Source organism: Marinibacterium profundimaris (assembly GCF_002210095.1).
In the GTDB taxonomy this organism is placed as follows: Bacteria; Pseudomonadota; Alphaproteobacteria; order Rhodobacterales; family Rhodobacteraceae; genus Marinibacterium; species Marinibacterium profundimaris.
Genome location: NZ_AQQR01000013.1, coordinates 1 through 18,414, shown reverse-complemented (window position 1 = coordinate 18,414; position 18,414 = coordinate 1). Strand labels below are relative to the sequence as shown.

Here is an 18,414-nt window from a genome sequence, read left to right as displayed (position 1 = left end):
CGCGTTCCTCAGGCTCGGGCCAGCCGGATCCGGGGATCGGCGAGCGCATAGGCGATGTCGGTGAGGGTGTTGATGGCGACGACGGCCACCGCGACGGCGATCACGCCGAACTGCAGCACCGGGTAGTCGCGGACGATCGCGGCATTGACCAGCATCTGGCCCACGCCGGGCCACGAGAAGATGCTTTCCACCACCACCGATCCGGCAGCAGCCAGCCCGGCGATCTGCAGCCCGATGACCGAGATCACCGTGACCCCGGCATTCCCCAGCCCGTGTTTCAGAACCACCCGCGTTTCGCGCAGGCCCTTGGCACGGGCGGTGCGGATGAAATCCTGTCCCAGCACGTCCAGCATGGCGTTGCGGGTGAACCGCGTCAGCGCGGCGATCAGGACGCCCGACATGGCAATCGTCGGCATGATGAAATGCTGCCAGGTGCCGTTGCCCACCACCGGCAGCCAGTTCAGCCAGTAGGAGAAGGTCAGCACCATCACGATGGCCAGCACGAAGGAGGGCACCGCGTAGCCGGTGAAGGCCACGACCATGACCGCCGAGCCGATCCAGCTGCGCCGGTAGACGGCAGCCAGGACACCCAGCGGCAGGGAGACGGCAATGGTCAGCGCCACCGAGGCCAGCAGCAGCTGCCCCGAGGGCCAGAGCCGCTCGATCACCACCGTCGTGACCGGGCGCCGGTCCACGAAGCTCAGCCCGAACTCGCCCGACAGGGCCCCCCGCAGGTAGGCCAGGTACTGATGCCAGAGCGACCCGTCGAGCTGGAAGTAGGCGATCAGCGCCTCCCGGCCTTCGGTGGTCAGCCCCTCGCCCAGGAAGGTGTCGATCGGATTGCCCGAAAGCCGGGTCGCGACGAAGGTCACCGTGACGATCGCAAACAGCGTGACCACCGCCTTCACGACAAGGCGCAGCAGGTAGGCGATCATTGGCCCGCACTCCTGAGAATATGAATGAAGGACATGCCCGCCGCCGAGGCCGCCCGGCCGTCGGTCAGTGCGTTGTCGCCCACGAAGACCGCGTCATCGGCGCGCAACCCCGCCTCGGACAGGGCGTGGTCGAGCATCGCCGCGTGCGGCTTGCCCAGGCTGCGCCACGCCAGCCCGGGGCGGATGGCCCGCAGGGCCGCCAGCAGCGCCCCGGTCTCGGCCACGGGCTGGCCCGCATGATCGGGGTGCGAGACATCCTCGTTCGCCACCCAGAACGGCACGCCGCGCGCCAGCTGCGCCACCAGCGGACCCAGCGTGTCGACGTTTTGACCCGGATCCCGGCACAGCAGGACCGCCTCCGGATCCTGCGCGCCCGGCTCCAGCCCAAGAGCGCGGGCGCGTTCGACCAGCACGGGCGCGGCGCAGAGCGTCACCCGCCTCAGGTCTTGGCGAACGAAATGCTGCAGCGTGAATTCCCCGGCGAGCAGGATGTGCGCGGCGGGCACGCAAAGCCCGAGCGCCGCCAGTTGCCGCGAAAGCGCCGCCGCCGTGCTGTCGGACCGGTTCGAGACGACGCGAAGCCGGTCACCGCAGGCCGCGACGAAATCCGCCGTATCCGCGAAGAGCGTCCCCTCGGACATCAGGCATCCGTCCAGATCGCAAAGCACGATACGCGCCTCCTCCACCGCGCTCGGGTCAAGCTGCGGGTAGCGGCGGGTGCCGGGGCTGCATGATGTCGTAAGGGCGTCCAAGTCTTGTCTTTCCTGTTTCCGCGAGGCCGGGCAGTGCCGGCGCGCTGTCGGGAAGACCAATGGCGGCGCTTTGTAACAGGGCCGACACGAACAAAAGCTAGAGCTTGGGAAAACCAAAGCCGGAGTTTGAGAAATGACGCTTTCCCCGCAAAGACTGGATGCGGTGCGGACCGTGGCCGAGACCGGCTCCTACGCTGCCGCCGCGCGGGTCCTGTCGGTCACTCAACCCAACATTTCCGCGCAAGTGCGTGGATTGGAAAAGGAATTCGGTGTCCGCCTGTTCCGGCGCGAAGCCGGCCGCCTGCTGCCCACCGACCTCTGCCTCAAGCTTTGCGATTCGGTCGAGCGCATGGCCGAGGCCCGGCAGGAAGCTGAGCGACTTCTGCTCAGCCGCGCCTCGTTGCGCGAAGGCCAGATCATCGTCGGGCTCGGCAATGCCATGCCGGGCATGGCGCTGATCGCCGCGTTCCACCGCGCCTATCCGGGCGTGACCCTGAAGGTCGAAACCGGGTCGCACCACAAGATCACGCGCGCCGTGCTGAACCACGAATGCGACATCGGCGTCCTGCCTGACGTGCCCGCCGATTCCCGCTTTCGCTGCACGCGCTTCGCCGACGCCCAGGTCGTCGCCATCGCCCCCCTGGGCCACCGGCTGGCCCGGATGGGCGAGGTCACAGCGCGCATGCTCTGCGACGAACCCCTCATCTTCCGCGCCTCCGGCTCCTCCACGCAAAGGGCCGTCGACCGGATGTTCGCCCGCGCAGGGCTTTCCCCCCGGCCCTTCCTGACGCTGGACGCCCGCGATGGCCTCTACGAGGCGGTGGCCAACGGGCTGGGCGTGGGGTTTCTCTGGGAGGGATCCACCGGGCGCAGCGACAGCGTGGCGAAGCTGCGGATTGCCGAAATGCAGGGGCAGGTCATCGAGGAAACCGTTTTCGGCCTGAAGGAAGCAAACGGACAGATCGTCGAGGCGTTCTTCCAGCTGGCCGCCGCTCGATCGGAGCCCGCAGCAGCGTGACGCCTCCCCGGGTGCATGTAGCGTCGCGGTCACAAGTGCCCGCAGCGGATCATCAGGGGCGCGCAGCCGATGACGACGGCGAATGGGGGCCAGCGCTTTCGCAAGTGACCGGACTCAAACTGAAGCGGATCGTCCAGACGTGTGGGAAAGCTCGGTGCAAAGCACGCGACCTCCCCCAAAACCTCCGGCGTATTCTCGGAAATCACCGCGCGGGATCGGGCGTGTCTCCGATTGTAAGCGACGCGGTCATCCCGGCGGCCAGGAACGCTCGGTCCGGGATCCGGTCCATCTCGATCCGCACCGGGATCCGCTGCGCCAGCCGGACCCAGTCCAGCACGGGATCCACGGCCGGCAGCCCGTAGGCATCCGTCGCGCCATTGTCGTCGGCGATCCCGTGGCCCAGGCTTTCCACGTGACCGGTGATCGTGTCGGGCGTCCCCATCAGCTTGATGCGGACCGTGTCGCCCACGTGAATGCGTTCGAACTGCGTTTCCCGGAAATAGCCGGTGACGCCGAAGCTGTCCTCATCGATGACCGTGATCGACGGAGACCCCGCAACCGCGTAATCCCCCGGCCGCAGCCGCAGGTTCGTCACGTAGCCATCGACCGGCGCGCGCACCTCGGTCCGCTCCAGGTCCAGCTGCGCCATCTCGAGCGCGACCTCGGCGCCCCGCACGTCCGCCCGCGCGGCCGCGGCGTCGTGCAGCGCCTCCTCGATGCTCTCGGCACTGATCGTCCCGGCGTCCTTCAGGCGCGAGGCGCGGTCGGCGACCGAGGCCTTGAATTCCATGGACTCGCGTTCGCTGTCCAGCGTTGTCCGGGCCCGCTCCACCGCCAGTTCGAAGCTCTCCGGACTGATCCGGTAGAGCAGGTCACCCTTGTGAACGAAGTCGTTGTCGGCGACGTCCACGCTCTCGATCGTGCCCGAGACCTGCGGCGCGATCCGCACGGAATCCGCGCTGACGCGGCCGTCCCGGGTCCAGGGGGCGTTCATGTAGTAATCCCAGAAGGACTGGCCAAGCACGCCCGCGCAGGCCAGCATTGCGGCGGTCAGGGCGACGCGTCCGCCGTTGCGTGTGATCCATGTGGTCATGTCGGAAGGTGCTCCAGGAACAGGATGGAGGCGCTCAGGATCGAGGCGTAGAGGGCGACGTCGAAGAGCGCGGGGTGCCAGACGTGGCTGTAGCGGCCGGCGCGGGCGAGGATCCGGTGAAGCCCCCGGTAGATCCCGTAGCTGACGGCGGCGAGGATCAGCGCGCCGGGGGCAAAGACACCTGCGTTTGAGCTACTCCCCATCTGTTGGACAGGATCTGGCGTAATTTAAGCTACTCGTTGCACCTGCTGATCGGGTTGGTTGATATCATTTCTCTGCCAGTGGACCAGCGCCGGGGGCTGGCCGCCCATATAACGCCGATTGGTTCCAAGACGCGCTTCAAGATAAAGGGATACGCGCCGGCATTCCCGGGCGGAAGCATCGCAGGACGCGGGTCAAATAAGAGAAGTGCCGGTGAATGCGCCGCAACCGGATCGAGATCATGTTCGGCAAGCTCAAGGCCCGGATACGCGTCGCGACCCGCCATGACCGATGCCCGAAGCTTTTCCCCTCGGCCGGCGCGCTCGCGGCAACCGTCATCTACTGGTTATGAAGCCTGACCCTAGCGGCAATCGTCAGGCCCGGCATCAGGGTCCTGCTATCGGTCTCGATGACCATCGTGCCTTCCAGTGCCGTTACATCGGTCGCGATTACGGTGATCTTGTTGCCTTCGACCAGCACGCATCGGGCCACTCAGGTCCGGCGAGATGCCGTCGTAGATGCGGGCCACATAGTCAATTACGGGCTTCGACAGATCGACCCTCCCCTCCTCCTCCCGCAGGGCTACGCGATGACCAGATCACGGGACGGCGACACGTAAAGGCCCTGGGTCAACAACCCGCCCTTCCAGATGTCTCCGTCGGGCCAGAACAGGTCCCATTGCCGGCCGGTGGCGATGGAATCATCCCCGCCCATGTATTCGGTGAAGGCGGGTCCGTGGAAACTGTTCATCATGAAGTCATGCGGGCGCAACCAGTCGCACATCCGGTCGAGGATCTCATCGGCGACGACCTGCTCGGTCGCGATCTTGTCCCAGCTCGGTGCACAGAGCATCCCGAAGCGGGCAAAGTCGCGCAGATTGCTCGACACAAGCCCGTGCGGCGGAGATGCCGTCCGGCGTCGGGAAGCAGATCCTCAACGTTTCGCAGCGACAGCGGGAAGCGGATGTACATGATGACCGCCAACCGGACGATCTCGGCATGACGCTTGCAGCGCAGATTGGCGTTGTGACGATCTTTCGCGATGTTGCCTTCGAACTCGTCCCGGAAACTCTTGGCCTGGCATCAGTCCAAAGACACTGACAAACCGTTCACCTGAACATCCTTTGCGAAATGACATGCGGCAACCCGGTCGGTCCCGACGATGCCCAGGGCCGGCACCTTTTCACGGCAGACAGGTTGCGCCAGTGGGCAACGCGGATGGAACCGGCAGCCTGACGGCACCCCGACCTGGGAGGCGGCATCGCTGGGCAGCCGTATGCGACTGCGCTTGCCGGCGGACGCGCGATGTTCGGGTGCGGCGCGGATCAACAGCCTCGTGTAGGGGTGGGCCGCATTCGCGATAAGCGTCTCCGCTCGCCCCTCTTCCAGCACCGCGCCCAGATACATCACGGCGATCCGGTCTGCCATGTAACGGGCGACAGACAGATCATGGGTGATATAGAGGTAGGTCAAGCCGGTTTTGCGCTGGATATCGCGCATCAGGTTCATGACACCTGAGCGGATTGATACGTCCAGCATACTGACCGGTTCGTCCGCGATGACGACCCGCGGTTTGATGATCAGCGCCCGGGCGATGGCGATCCTTTGCAGCTGTCCGCCCGACAATTCGGATGGGAAACTGTCCGCAAAGCTTTCCGCAGGCCGAAGTTCGACCGCTTCCAACATTTCCAGCACCGCTTGCCGCAGCCCGGAGCGTGGCACGAGGCCATGCAGCCTGAGCGGTTCGGCCAGCGACTGTCCCACTGTCAGCCGCGGATTCAGCGCGTCGTAGGGGTTCTGGAAGATCATCTGGACCTTGGCGCGAAATGACTTGAGCGCAGCGCCGGTGATGTGGGTCACGTCCTGCCCGTCGTAGCGGACATGGCCCGCGCTCGGGCGTTCCTGCAAGGTCGCCATCCGCCCGGCCGTCGTCTTGCCTGAGCCGCTTTCGCCCACCACCGCCAGCGTCTGACCCGGGTAGAGCGACAGCGACACGTCATCGGCCGCAACGATCGGTGGATCGGCCCGGCCGGTCAGGCGCGATACCAGTCCCGGGCCGATGTTGTAGACCATCCGAAGGCGGTCGAGCTGCAGGATCGGTGTGGTCATCCCGTGGCCTCCCTTGTATCCGCGAAGGCAAGGTCGCGGGCGAAATGGCATTCGGACCTGTGCCCATCGCTCAAGGCCACGACAGGCGGTGGCGTGGTCCGGCAGAGTTCGGTCGCGGACGGGCAGGCATGAGCGAAACGGCACCCCTCCGAAGCGGCGGCGGCAGCCGTTTCAGTGGCCGGCAGGCTCTTCAACTCCTCCAGCGGCCCGGTCAGGCTGGGCAGCGATCCGATCAATGTCCGCGTATAGGGATGGGCGGGATTGTCGAATATCGCCCGGGTCGGCGCGATCTCTACGATCCGGCCCGCATACATCACCGCAACCACGTCACAGCTTTCGGCAACGGCCCCCATGTCGTGCGAGACAAGGATAAGCGACAGGTTCAGCCGGGCGCGCAGATCCGCGATCTCTCCCAGGATCTGGTCCTGGATGAGCATGTCGAGCGCGGTTGTCGGCTCGTCGGCGATCACCAGGTCCGGCTCCAGGATCAGGCTCAGCGCGATCATCGCACGCTGCCGCATGCCGCCCGACAGCTGGTGCGGATAGGCGTTCATCCGGCTGCGTGGAATGCCGATCATGTCGAAGACTTCACCGATCCGGGCCGCCGCCTCGCTGGTCTTTATGTCGGGCTTGTGCAGCCGTAGCGCATCGATCATCTGGCGGCGGACGGTGGTCACCGGGTTCAGGGCGTTCATCGCGCTCTGGAAGATCGTCGCCAACCGCTTCCAGCGCAGCTGATCGATGCGGGAACGGCCCTTCTCTACCACGGGCTTGCCGTCCAGAACGATGGCCCGACCGTCAAAGCGGATGGTTCCCGCCGTCATCTCGGCATTGTTGGGCATGGTCTGCAGGAGCGCCGAGCCGAGGCTGCTCTTGCCGCAGCCGCTCTCGCCCACGATGCCCAGGCTGCCCCCGCGCGGGAGCGAGAACGACACCCCGTCGACCGCCGTGACACGCCGGTCCGGTGTGCGGTACTCCAGGCGCAGGTTCTCGACTTCCAGGATAGGGGTCGTATCGCTCGGCGCAGGTTCGTCCGCAGGCGGTGCGACACTTGCGCGTTTACGTGGGGCTCCGCCGCGGGTGCGCAGCTGCGGATTCATGGCGAAATTGATCTGGTCCCCAAGCAGGTTCAGGCTTGCGACCAGCAACAGCAGAGCAACTCCCGGCGCGATCGACATCCAGGGGGCCAGGCGCAGGTGGCGTTGCCCCTCGAAGATCATGCTGCCCCAGCTGACCATGTTCTGATCGCCAAGACCCAGGAAGCTGAGCCCGGCCTCGGTCAGGATCGCCATGCCCATCAGGATCGTGCCGTCGGTGATGATCGGCGCGATGCCATTGGGGATCACGTGACGCAGGATGACCCACCATTGCGGGGCGCCTGCGGCCAGTGCGGCCTGCACATAGACCCTCGATTTCAGCGTGAGCACCTGGCTTCGCATGAGGCGGGCCGAGCGTGGCCAGGTCGTCAGGGCGATGGCCACGATGGTCAGGGGCAAGCTGGCGCCGAACAAGGCGACGATGAGCAGGATCAGGAAGAAGGTCGGGATCAGCAGGAAGATGTCGAAGACCCGGCTGAGCAGCCCGTCCACCGTGCCGCCGAAGTAGCCCGCCACGGCTCCCAGCGCCGAGCCCAGAAGGATCGACAGAAAGGCGGCGCCCAGAGCCACCGTCAGCGCGACCCGCGCGCCCCAGACCACGCGGGAATAGATGTCGCGCCCGTAATTGTCGGTGCCCAGCCAGTGATCGGTGCTGGGGGACTGGTAGAGATCGAACTCCATCGCTGCGGGATCCGGGATCGGCAGGAACGGGGCCGAGATCGCGAGCCCGATGATCACGGCGAGGATGATCAGGCTCAGCGCACCGGGCAGGCTGCGGGTGACGGCCCCGATGGTCCTGTTCAGCGCGGGCGTCACAGGCTCACCCGCGGGTCGAGAGCGGCATAGAGAAGATCGGTCAGCAAGGCGGCAAGCATCACGGTGAAGGACATGATCAGGAAGGCGCCCATGATGACGGGCGTGTCACGCGACAGGATCGCCTCGTAGATCAGGCGCCCCAGACCCGGCCACGAGAAGACGGTTTCGGTCAGCACGGCACCGCTGAGCAGCATGCCCAGTTCCAGCCCCAGCACCGTAACGATGGGCAGCATGGCGTTGCGCAGGGCAAACCGGCTCATGACGCGGCGTTCGGGGTAGCCGATGGCGCGGGCCGTCGTGACATAGGGTTCGGCCAGCGTTTCTGACACGGAGGCGCGAGACAGGCGGACATATTGGCCGAGCCAGACCGCGGAAAGCGCGACCACCGGAAGCACCATGTGCCGCGCGATGTCAAGGACGTGGCCGATCCCCTCGCGGGGGCCCGCGATCGACATCATGCCGCTGGATGGCAGCCAGCGCAGGGTGACGGCGAAGAGCAGGATCAGCATCAGGCCAAGCCAGAACACGGGGATACTGAAGAGCGAGATCGACAGGGTGGTCACAGCTGTGTCCATCGCCGACCCGGGCCGGCGCGCCACGAGGGCACCGATGACGACACCGGCCACCGAGGCCAGTACGAGGCTCGTTCCCGCCAGCAGCAGCGTGGCCGGGATGCGCTCGGCTATGATGTCGATCACGGGCTCGCGGGTGCGGAAGGACAGGCCCAGATCACCCTGAAGGACCTGGCCCAGGTAGGCGCCCAGCTGCTGGTACAGCGGCCGGTCAAGGCCATAGGCCTCGCGCACCGACTGCATATAGGCCGGGTCCGCGCCCTCGCCGGCCAGCAGGATGGACACGTCGCCCGGGGCAATGTGGATCAGCGCGAAATTTATCACGACGATGAAAAGGGCGATCGGGATCATCTGCAACAGCCGGAAAAGGAAGTATTGCGGAAGTCTCATGCGCGATCGCCCTGTTCTTTGCTTTCAGTCGACAAGAATGTCAGTTCATTCGGCCGGCGGCTTGACCGCGTAGGTGCCGAACCAGCTGATCGAGGTGTTGAACCCGTCGGGCATCACGGCGAACCCGGTCCAGCCCGGACGCACGAGGCTCATCTTCTGTTCCTCGAACACGTTGATGTAGGGCATGTCGCGGACGATTATCTCCTGGATGCGACCGTACATCTCCTTGCGCTTTTCCTCGTCGGTGATCGTGTTGGCCTCGGCGGCCAGCTCGTCAAGCTCCGGGTCGGAATAGCTCATGAAGTTGCGCGCGCCATCGGTCGAGAAATGCTCGCGGTAGGCATCCGGATCGGGACCGTAACGGCCGAAGTAGCAGGAGATGTCGAACTGCTTCTCCTGGATGCGGCTGAACCAGGTCGACTGGTCGAAGCGCGCCAGTTCGGCCTCGATCCCCACGTCGCGCAGCTGGCGCACGAGGATCTCGGTGATGGCCGAGCAATCCGAGATGTTCGGCCCGGTCACGCTTACCTTGAAGCGCCACCCGTCCTCGCCGCGCGGGAAGCCGGCCTCGTCCAGAAGTGCCTCGGCCTTTTCCTTGTCGTGCTCGGGGAAGCGGGCCTCTTCGTTGATCCACTTCTGCTGGCTGCTGACACCAGCATAGTACCCGGGGGTCCAGGAGTTGTTGAAGGCAATCCGGTTCATCGCCTCACGGTCCATCGCGTAGGCTATCGCCTCGCGCACTTTGGGATTGCCGAGCGCCTCGTGGTTGAGGTTCAGCTGCAGGTCTCGGCTGAAATGCGAGGGCGTGTACACAACGTTGATCTCGGGGGCCTCCTCGAAGATCGGTGCCTCGGCCCAGGGTGGGGCATAGTTGAACGGGAGATAGGGGAACTGGCCTGCTTCGAACTCGGCTCGTGCAACATTTGCGTCCGGGATGGTGCGGAAGATCAGCGTGTCGACCTCCGGGGGACCGCGAAAGTAATCCTCGTTCGCCTCCAGCACAACAGCACTGCCCTTGTCCCACCGGACGAACTTGTAGGGGCCGCTGCCGACCGGCTCGTTCACGTAGGGACCGGTGTCAAAACCGTCCTCGTCGGCCCACAGATGCTCCGGGTAGATCTTGCCGGTCCATTGCGCGCCCTGCGCCATCATCGGCAGGAAGGCCATGTTGGGCTTTGTCAGGGTGATGACGACGGTCTGGTCGTCCGGCGTTTCGATGCTGTCCACGTCGCGCAGGAAGGAGGAGAACGTGTAACCCTTCTCCATGATGCGGTCATAGGTGAACTTGACGTCTTCCGAGGTTACCGGTTCGCCGTCATGCCATTTGGCATCCGGGTGCAGGTGGAACGTGTAGGTCAGGCCATCGTCCGAGACGTCCCAGCTTTCGGCCAGGTCGCCATATGCGGCGACGCCCTCCACGATACCCCAGTCCATTACCACCAGGTGGCTGTAGATGTTCGAGGTCGGTCCGTGGCCGCCTGTATCCGAAGACGGGGCCGGGCTGAGTGTGCGCGGTTCGTCCTGCTGCGGCATGACAAGCGTGGTCTCCGCCATTGCGGCGGCAGCCGGCAACGCCAGAAGAGCCGCGACAAGGGTTGGCAATCTCATGTTCATTTCCCTGTTTCCTTTTGTTGACGTTGTTATCGCTGGTTGCTGCGCCTGAAGCGGCGCGCGCTCAATAACCGCGGGTGCGGTCGACGAGATCGACTGGCATCCCACCAGACAGGTGACAGCGGATGCTTTCCGCCATGATCCGAACCGCCGATCCCGGCTGGGTCGGTGCGGCCACGTGGGGCGTCACGAGCACTTTGGGGTGCTGCCAGAGTGGATCGGTTTCCGGCAGTGGTTCGATGCGGAACACGTCAAGCGCTGCACCGCTCAACTGGCCCGAGTCCAGGGCGTCGATCAGGTCCTGGTCCACCAGGTGCGCACCGCGTCCAGCGCTGGCGATGAACCCACCCGGGGCCATCCGCGCGAACAGGGCCGCGTTCATTACGCCTTCTGTCTCCGGCGTCATGGGCAGAAGATTGACCACCGCATCGGCGCCGGTGGTCGCATCCACCAGCCCGTCGGGCCCAGCAAAGGCCACAGCGCCTTCGACCTTGCGCCCGGACCGGCTCCATACCCGCGTCTGAAAGCCGATCGTGCCCAGCAGGCGCGCCACGCGCCCGCCCAGAGCTCCAGCCCCGAGCACTGTCACGACGCGGTCACGCGAAAGCCGTTCCTCGCGACGGGTCCAGCATTCATCGCTGCGATAGATGGCAAGGTTGCGGTGCCATTCCAGCACCACCGCCAGAACCCAATCGGACATGCCCTCGGTCATTGCCGGGTCGACCAGCCGCACGATCGGCACTTCCTTCGGGACTTCGCCGGGTGACACAAGATGTTCGATCCCGGCGTTCAGGCTAAGAACGAGCTTGGCTCCGGGAACGGCGGCCAGCACACCCGGGTCCGGTTTGCCGGCCACGATGTACGGGATTGGTGCCCCGTCGAACTCTGCCGGATCGGTGAAGATCTCGGCATGTGGGAACTGGTCCCGAAAGCCCTTGGCAAGGGCTTTCGGGTTTCCCTTGGACGCTATGAATATTCGGATCTTTTCCATCATGGGGCTCAGGCTAGAGGGGGCGACTTGTTGGACAACGCAACAAATTCTTGGATTTACCTTGCGATAAACTCATGGGTGCGTGGTGCACGGGGTTTCGCCCCGTTATCGGATGCGGTGCGCGCAGCGCGTGCAGCGTATTGTGTATAGCGGCCTCCACGACCTGCATTTGCGCGCGTCGTTCTGCTTGCAAAATAGACATCCAGAGAAAGGCGGCCCGGTTGTCTTGATGGTTCAGGGCGCCCGAACCACTCCGCGCCAGACAGCGCACAGGCTTGGTGGGTCTGAAACCGCGCCAGGCGTAGGTCATCGAAAAACTCATGCATCGAGCCTCCCGGCCAGGCGCATCGAGTCTTCGACGAAGGCCAACGGCACGTGACCATGTGCGAGGAGGCTGTCATGGAAATCGCGCGTGCTGCCCGACCACCGTCGACGCAATGCCCTTATGCCTTCGACGCCCAGCCAGTAGGTCGCACGCGAGCCAGGGAAGATGGAATTGCGCACGACCTCCGAATGCACGCGAGCCGGGGCAAACCCCGCTTCCTCGGCATAGAACCTCTCGGCTTCGGCCTGGGTCCAGGTTCCGCAGTGCAGGTTCACATCCACCAGCACAGAGGCGGCGTTGCGTCTTTCGAAGGATTTCAGCAGCAAGAGCTCGGCCGGGGAGTAGAACCCTTCGGCCTCCATGAGCAAATCCTCCACGTGGCAGGCCCAGCCTTCGACCAGGGTCAGCGCGGCCGGCATCGCCAGCCCCATCGCGCAATCTGTTGCGGCAATCCGGCCGAGCCGGGAGGCGCTCGCGCGGGCGCGGGCGTTCTGCGTATGATGTCCGACCGAACCGTGGTGGACCGCGTGGATCGCCTTGACCATCGCAGTGTTGTGCGCCGACAGGTCGCCCGACGCGCCAGGCATCACCCAGTACACGCTGCCCAGGCCCGGGTTCAGGCCGGGAGGCGATCGATAAAAGAGGAAGTAGAGCGGGCCGGCGATACGGGCAAAGCAAGGCCAGAGCGGACGATATTCGAGACCATAGCTCTGCTCCGGTGTGACGAGCCCGTGGGTTTCGGCGGCTTCGCGCGCGGCGGCGTCCCAGTGAATATAGCTGTCCGTTACTTCGTCCGGCCGCTGCGGTCCGATCCTGGACAGCGCGGCGATCTGCTCCTGCCAGCTGCGGTCCGGATCAATCCTGTTCGCCATCTGCTCCAGCTCTTCGGTGCAGCGGGCAAAGGCGGCCTCGGCTTGTGCCACGGCGTCCTGTGGACTGAGTTTCAGCGCATGTTCCTCGCGGAACACCAGTTCCAGGTGCTTTGCGCCGCAGGCGGGATCGGCATCGGGCAGAGTGTCGAGCGCGTTCGCGAAACCATCGAATGCCGCCGCTGCCGCTTCGTTGTTCGCCGCCCAGTCCGGTTGCCAGGCCTCGTGCAGAGCCATGTCCTCGCGCAGGAAAAGCGCCATGGCCTGCGCCTCTGCGCGCGCGCGCCCGACCCATCCGGAGGGCACGGGCGTCTCGCCGATCTGGTTCCGACCGGCGGCGAGGAAGTCCGGGATGCCGGCGATGCGGGCCGCAATCGCCGCGCTGCGCCACGGCGCGGATTGCGGCAGCAGCAGGGAGATGACGGCAAACGCCGCCTCGCCCGTGTACCAGGCGGGATTGAGCTGACGGGGCCGGGTGCGCAGGCGTGCCTGTTCCATGCGCAGCTCGGACAGGATCATGCGCCGGTCATGCGGATGGGCTGCATCGTCGTCCTCGGCCCAGCCAAGCAGGATGCCGGTTTCCTGCAGCTCGGTCTCGATGCAGCCGGGCCCGACCGGGGGCAGCCGATGGTCATGACCGGTGTCGCCCATGAAGGTGGCATCCACCGGGCGCCATTTGAAGCGGTGCTTGAGGTATGCGTCGACCAGGTCCATCACGCCCCCAGGCTCACCCAGCGGCGTTCGCGATGGGCGAGGATCACGGCATCCACGATCTCCTGGCTTTTCGCCCCGTCGTAGAACGTGCATTCCTGCGGCCGCCCTTCAACGATCTCGTCCACGAAATGGCGCACGAGGTTGCGATAATACAGTTCGGGCCAGGGCGTGGCGAGCGTGGTGCCGGGCGGCAGCGCCGCTTCGGTCAGTTCGAAGGGCACGAATTCCACGGCATCAGGTTTCGCATACATCAGCGTCTCGGCCACGTCGAACTCCGAGATCAGCCGCGCGATGGCCGCGCCCTTCGAGCCATAGACCCGGATCTCGACCCCCGGGTAATTCCCCACGGTGACATAGCTGGTCTGGATCGTGCCGATCATGCCGGCGGCATATTCCACGAGCGCCACGGTTCCGTCGTCGATCATGATCTTCTGGCGGCCGTCCTCTCCGCGGACCACCCGTTCGGGCACGAAGTTGCGCATGGAAGAGGTCACAGCGGAAAACTCTCCGCCCAGCCAGCGCATCAGGTCGATCAGGTGCGATCCGTAACCCACGATGGAGGCAGGGATCAGCGAGTCACGGTCGGCGCCCGGGGGCACCTGCCGCAGAGGGACATCCGGATCCAGCCACTGCGAGTTCTGCTCGAACCCGTTGATGTGGTAGATCTCGCCGAGTGTGCCGTCTTCGATCCATTCCCTGAGCTGGCGGATGGCGGGCGAGTAGCGGAAGGTGAAGCCGAGCTTGGTGCGCACACCGGCGGCATCGGCCCTGGCGGCGGCGTCGAAGGCCGGCCCGGCCTCCGTGTGCAGCGGCTTTTCCGACAGGACATGCTTGCCCGCCTCGATCGCGGCGAGGCTCAGGGGCAGATGGGTGTGGGTCGGCGTGCAGACATCGACCATCTGCACCTCGGGGTCGGCGATCATCTCCTCCGCGCTGGTATAGACCTTGCGCGCGCCGAAGGCCTCGGCCGCCGCACGTGCGCGGTCTTCTTCCACGTCGCAGACTGCAACCAGGTCCACGTTTTCGTGGGCGACATAGCCCGGCAGATGGGCCTTGTTGGCCCAGGCATGGGTGCCGATCACGCCGACCCCGAGTTTCGTGCCGCTCATGGCAGTTCCTTTCCGCAAGCGGCCACGTAGGCCTCCAGCTCGTCGTAATTGTGAAAGCCCAGCTCGCGGGTGCCGTCCTCGATCTCGTAGATCATCTCGAACAGCTTCGCGTTCAGGCGGGTGTCTGCGCCGACGGCCTTGCCGTAATCGATCAGCTTGCCGCTGGAAGACCGCGTTTCCGAAGGGCGCTTGCGATAGACGATGTCCCACCAGATGCCCGAGCCCTGCTTCTTGAACTGGTGGTCGGGCTTGGTTTCCTGGTCCTTCTTCAGAAGCCAGATCGCGTGGTTCACGTTGTCCAGCAGCTTGCGCGTGTCCGCGGCCGTCTTCACCCGGTAGTTCGCGGGATCGAAGAAATCGAAGGCCTGCACGTCGATCCCGTTGGCGTCGGCGATCTCAAGCGCTTCTTTCACGATGGCGCCGGAAATGCGGGCATAGCGTTCCACGCCCAGCGTGTTGCGGATGCGGTCATCCACCAGCGCGGAAAACACCACCTGGCTGGCATAGACTTCCTTGGCCCAGATCTGCCCCCAGATATGATCTGACAGCTGCACCTCGGTCAGGGCCGACAGCGCGCTGGCCAATTCTGCGAGGCGTGGCGTTTCCGCGCCATCCATCTCTCCCAGCTGGATCGGCCCTTCGTGGACGAACTCGATATAGCCCGGATCAACCAGTGCCCCGCCGTAATTGGGGATCGCGCCGATCACCATCTTCTTTCCCGGCAGGCCGGCCGCATCCAGCGCCGCCACGAGGTCCGGTTCATTGAATCCGTTCTGGAAGGAGACCACGCCGGTCTCCGCCGTCATCAGAGGGACCAGCCCCTCTACGGCCTCGACGGAGTGTTGCGACTTGGTCGCGATCAGAACCATGTCCAGCGGCCCTTCGAGAGCGGCGGGATGCACCGCCGTCACGGGGATCTTCATCTCGCCCCGTACCCCGTCGATGAACAGCCCGTCCGCGGCCATGGCGTCGACATGTTCGGTCCAGCGGTCCGTCAGGACAACATCGTGACCGGCACGCGTCATGAATGCACCGGCAAGCCCGCCAATGGCGCCGGCGCCAACGATCGTGATCTTCATGTGTACTCCGGGGGTTAGTTCGTAGAAAACATCTCAAGGCTCTGCGGAGAGTGCGCGCGCCCGAACAGGAAACGTAGAAATTCGGGACGGTTCGCATTGGAGACACGCTCTCGCACGCGGCGCACGGCCTCGTTTCCGGCCCAGAACGACGCAGCGAAGGGCCCCTTGAAGGGATGCGCCGCCGAGCGCAGGCGCCCGCGTGCCCAGGCCTCTTGCCCCAGCGCCGTTTCCCGCAGGTAGTTCATCGTCTGCTCTGCCGGCTGGCCCTCTGCCATGTAGGCCCAGGTCGCGCTGGTCTGGGCGGCCGACCGCAGGTTGCGCAACTCTGCGGCAAGTTCGTCATCCTCGTCTTCCATCCAGTCGATCAGGTAGATGCCCTGATCTCCGATCCCCTCCTGGACGCAGCCGGTGACGGCGTTGGCCGAAACCAGCAGCGCGTCATAGGTGGAGCGGCCGGCCGCGACCTCGGCATGGGCGTAAAGGACCTGGGTTGCGTGGCCCGGGAAGATGTTGTGACAGATGATGTGCTTGAGCGCCGCGCGCGAGAACAGCATGTCCACGTTCAGATCCACGCGGCGTTCGGCAAAGCCGCAGCGTGCGGGGTAAGGCACGTCGCGCACCGGACGGATAACCATTTCAAAATCGCCGGTGTCGAAAATCATCTGCGCGGTTCGCTGCTTGGCTTCCCGCATGAGCTCGGCAATGGCGGCATCCAGCCTGTGCTCGGGAATGGCGCGCTGCTCTTCCCAGGATCGGACCCTGTCGCTCAGCTTTCCGCGGCAGAAGCCCATCCGCGTCAGCAGCCGGTCGATCCGGTCGCGGCTGGCTTCGATCATGCCCGCATCCTCGTGGCCGCGCGTGGCGCCGACCAGACCGATGACCTTCTGTTCGTAGGTCGGGCTGCCGCCGGAGAAAAGACGGATGGCCAGCTTGAGCGAGCGGATCATTCCTTCAAGGAATGTACGCCGCTCGCCGGGGGCGAGCCCTGCCAGACCGGCTTCAAGCCGATCGAGGTCGCGCCGGGCGGCGTCCCAGTCGTCATACCGGCGAGGTGTTACGAGGTCACCGCCGGTGTAGATCGGGACCAGCCCCTCATTGTCCAGCAGGCTGTTGCCGTCGTTTCTCTGGCGCTCCAGTTCATGAATGCCCATGGTCGCGGCGGTAAGGTCATATGTGATCTTGCTTAGTTTCAAGGCTCGATCCGGCTCATCCCACAGGGGGCGGTGTTTGTGTTACCGAAATCTTCGGATGGAATTGACCTGCAGCTCAACCTGCGAAATTCTACGGTTTGAATGAGTTTTTGGAATGCACCTGATGAGCCGCGCCCTCCCTTCGCTGAACGCCCTTCGCACATTCGAGGCGGTATCCAAGCAAGGCAGCTTCACCAGGGCAGCCGAGGAACTCAACGTCACGCAGAGTGCGGTGAGCCGGATGATCAAGGGGCTGGAAGAGCACCTTGAGTTGCAGCTTTTCACCAGAGTAGGTCGCCAGATCACGCTGACGGAAAGTGGGATCTACTATTCCGAAAAGATCTCCAAGGCGATGGACATCCTCGAGATCGCCTCGCGCGAACTGGTCGACACCAAGGCGGGCCGGGGTACGCTTAGCATCGCAATGCTGCCGACATTCGGCACCAAGTGGCTGTTGCCCAGGCTCAACGCCTTTCTCCAGTTGCAACCCGAGCTGTCCGTCGAAATCTCCAGCAGTGATGGAAAGCTCGACTTCACCGAGGAACGGATCGATGTGGCGATCCGGTTCGGCTATGGCGTCTGGGAGGGCGCGAGGGCCGAGCCGCTGATGTCAGAGGAACTGCAGGTGGTTTGCAGCCCACGCATAATGGACGGCCCCTATCCATTGACTGACTACGATCAGCTTCGGCGGCACAGTCTGATCGTCCATTCTTCGCGCTCAGGCACTTGGAACCACTGGCTGCAAGCAGTGGGTGCCAGTGCCGAAGGGCTATCCTTCGGTTTGCGGCTGGAGCACTTCTACATGGTCTTGCAAGCCGCCAAATCAGGGCTGGGGATAGGGCTACTGCCCAGCTACTTGGCCGCGGATGACATCGCCAACGGCAGCCTCATTGCACCCTTCCCGGTGCGCGTCGGCAGTCCCGGCGGTTATTACCTCCTTACCCCGTGGGACAAGACAGACCTGCCGCGGGTTCAGGCATTCCGGTCATGGGTCCTCGCCCAGACCTGACACGCTGTCCGTCATCCGTTGGATCAACTTCAGGGTCTGCCCTGAGACCCGACGCTCCTCCGGATTTCCGGAGAGTTCGCGGGTTTGTGCACTGCTCCCCAACCTTGGACCGCCGGAAGTTGGATTTTGCCGGCTGTCTCACGATGACGGGCCGGTGACGCCATCGGGATAATGCATTGCAATCGGAACGTTGTATCCGATCGCGCTGTGGGGTCGGTCCTCGTTGTAGTGTCGACGCCAATTCTCCAGCTTTTCGCGGGCGTCCGTGAACTTCGACGCTTTCATGCATTTCTCCTCCTCTCCCAGCCAGGAAAGATTAGCCGAAAACTCCAGCTTCAAACGGTCCGGTTTTCAGGGGGCAGAGCAGGCACGCTTCACTTTCCACCGGTCTTGGTGTCCTGCGTCGGGAATCTGCGAGTGGCGTCAGGTCTTGCTGCTCCAAACGCAAAACACCCGCCGCGCTTTTTCTGCGCGGCGGGTGTTTGTATTAGATTACGATCGTTTATGAGAGATTTGGCTTTTTACTAGGTCTGGC

16 protein-coding genes and 2 pseudogenes are annotated in these 18,414 nt (G+C 64.6%); 3 read left to right on the top strand and 15 right to left on the bottom strand.

Annotation, left to right across the window (positions count from 1 at the left end; genetic code table 11):
- Window positions 1-8: 8 nt before the first annotated feature.
- Together ATO3_RS21105 and ATO3_RS21100 are read right to left on the bottom strand one after the other, a co-directional pair.
- Complete coding sequence (locus tag ATO3_RS21105; protein WP_088651897.1) at window positions 9-935, bottom strand: ABC transporter permease; 927 nt, start codon at window positions 933-935, stop codon at window positions 9-11.
- A complete protein-coding gene (locus tag ATO3_RS21100) occupies window positions 932-1,687 on the bottom strand; it encodes an HAD hydrolase-like protein (RefSeq protein ID WP_143747319.1) in 756 nt (251 codons plus the stop codon). The genes ATO3_RS21105 and ATO3_RS21100 overlap by 4 nt, the downstream gene beginning before the upstream one ends.
- Window positions 1,688-1,820: 133 nt before the next feature.
- Between ATO3_RS21100 and ATO3_RS21095 the strand changes: the two genes are divergently transcribed.
- Window positions 1,821-2,705, top strand: a complete 885-nt coding sequence (locus tag ATO3_RS21095; RefSeq protein ID WP_088651896.1) for a LysR family transcriptional regulator — start codon at window positions 1,821-1,823, stop codon at window positions 2,703-2,705.
- Between the two features lie 202 nt (window positions 2,706-2,907).
- Here the strand turns inward: ATO3_RS21095 and ATO3_RS21090 are convergent, their stop codons facing one another.
- Together ATO3_RS21090 and ATO3_RS21085 are read right to left on the bottom strand one after the other, a co-directional pair.
- Window positions 2,908-3,798 carry an efflux RND transporter periplasmic adaptor subunit gene (locus tag ATO3_RS21090; protein ID WP_088651895.1) on the bottom strand — a complete coding sequence of 297 codons (891 nt, stop codon included), beginning with the start codon at window positions 3,796-3,798 and terminating at the stop codon, window positions 2,908-2,910.
- Entirely contained in the window at window positions 3,795-4,001 is a 207-nt protein-coding gene (locus tag ATO3_RS21085) for a DUF1656 domain-containing protein (RefSeq protein WP_088651894.1), read from the bottom strand. Before ATO3_RS21085 ends, ATO3_RS21090 begins: the two co-directional genes overlap by 4 nt.
- 95 nt (window positions 4,002-4,096) lie before the next feature.
- Here ATO3_RS21085 and ATO3_RS21080 point away from each other — a divergent pair.
- Window positions 4,097-4,351, top strand: a pseudogene (locus ATO3_RS21080) (transposase); the annotation flags it as partial.
- A gap of 230 nt (window positions 4,352-4,581) precedes the next feature.
- Here ATO3_RS21080 and ATO3_RS21075 read toward each other — a convergent pair.
- The 10 genes from ATO3_RS21075 to ATO3_RS21030 all read right to left on the bottom strand — a co-directional run bounded on the left by ATO3_RS21075 (window position 4,582) and on the right by ATO3_RS21030 (window position 16,873).
- On the bottom strand, window positions 4,582-4,887 hold the full coding sequence (locus tag ATO3_RS21075) for a serine hydrolase domain-containing protein (RefSeq protein ID WP_088651893.1): 306 nt from the start codon (window positions 4,885-4,887) through the stop codon (window positions 4,582-4,584).
- Window positions 4,888-5,081: 194 nt separating this feature from the next.
- On the bottom strand, window positions 5,082-6,107 hold the full coding sequence (locus tag ATO3_RS21070) for an ABC transporter ATP-binding protein (RefSeq protein ID WP_088651892.1): 1,026 nt from the start codon (window positions 6,105-6,107) through the stop codon (window positions 5,082-5,084).
- Window positions 6,104-8,020 (bottom strand): dipeptide/oligopeptide/nickel ABC transporter permease/ATP-binding protein, encoded by a 1,917-nt coding sequence (locus ATO3_RS21065; protein ID WP_088651891.1) that lies wholly within the window; start codon window positions 8,018-8,020, stop codon window positions 6,104-6,106. Before ATO3_RS21065 ends, ATO3_RS21070 begins: the two co-directional genes overlap by 4 nt.
- Window positions 8,017-8,982 (bottom strand): ABC transporter permease, encoded by a 966-nt coding sequence (locus tag ATO3_RS21060; protein WP_088651890.1) that lies wholly within the window; start codon window positions 8,980-8,982, stop codon window positions 8,017-8,019. Before ATO3_RS21060 ends, ATO3_RS21065 begins: the two co-directional genes overlap by 4 nt.
- A gap of 45 nt (window positions 8,983-9,027) precedes the next feature.
- Window positions 9,028-10,590, bottom strand: coding sequence for an ABC transporter substrate-binding protein (locus ATO3_RS21055; protein WP_158218031.1), 1,563 nt, complete (start codon window positions 10,588-10,590; stop codon window positions 9,028-9,030).
- 67 nt (window positions 10,591-10,657) lie between these two features.
- A complete protein-coding gene (locus tag ATO3_RS21050; protein WP_088651888.1) occupies window positions 10,658-11,587 on the bottom strand; it encodes a 2-hydroxyacid dehydrogenase in 930 nt (309 codons plus the stop codon).
- Between the two features lie 315 nt (window positions 11,588-11,902).
- Window positions 11,903-13,492 (bottom strand): DUF885 family protein, encoded by a 1,590-nt coding sequence (locus tag ATO3_RS21045; protein WP_088651887.1) that lies wholly within the window; start codon window positions 13,490-13,492, stop codon window positions 11,903-11,905.
- Window positions 13,492-14,601, bottom strand: a complete 1,110-nt coding sequence (locus ATO3_RS21040; protein WP_088651886.1) for a Gfo/Idh/MocA family protein — start codon at window positions 14,599-14,601, stop codon at window positions 13,492-13,494. Before ATO3_RS21040 ends, ATO3_RS21045 begins: the two co-directional genes overlap by 1 nt.
- Window positions 14,598-15,680, bottom strand: a complete 1,083-nt coding sequence (locus ATO3_RS21035) for a ketopantoate reductase family protein (protein ID WP_088651885.1) — start codon at window positions 15,678-15,680, stop codon at window positions 14,598-14,600. The genes ATO3_RS21040 and ATO3_RS21035 overlap by 4 nt, the downstream gene beginning before the upstream one ends.
- 14 nt (window positions 15,681-15,694) lie before the next feature.
- Window positions 15,695-16,873 carry a hypothetical protein gene (locus ATO3_RS21030; protein WP_088651884.1) on the bottom strand — a complete coding sequence of 393 codons (1,179 nt, stop codon included), beginning with the start codon at window positions 16,871-16,873 and terminating at the stop codon, window positions 15,695-15,697.
- Between the two features lie 112 nt (window positions 16,874-16,985).
- On the opposite strand from ATO3_RS21030, the gene gcvA reads away from it, so the two are divergent.
- Window positions 16,986-17,879 carry a transcriptional regulator GcvA gene (gene gcvA, locus ATO3_RS21025; protein ID WP_088651883.1) on the top strand — a complete coding sequence of 298 codons (894 nt, stop codon included), beginning with the start codon at window positions 16,986-16,988 and terminating at the stop codon, window positions 17,877-17,879.
- A 138-nt stretch (window positions 17,880-18,017) separates the two neighbouring features.
- Here the strand turns inward: gcvA and ATO3_RS21020 are convergent.
- Window positions 18,018-18,170 (bottom strand): annotated as a pseudogene (locus tag ATO3_RS21020) (integrase core domain-containing protein); the annotation flags it as partial.
- Between the last annotated feature and the right edge of the window lie 244 nt (window positions 18,171-18,414).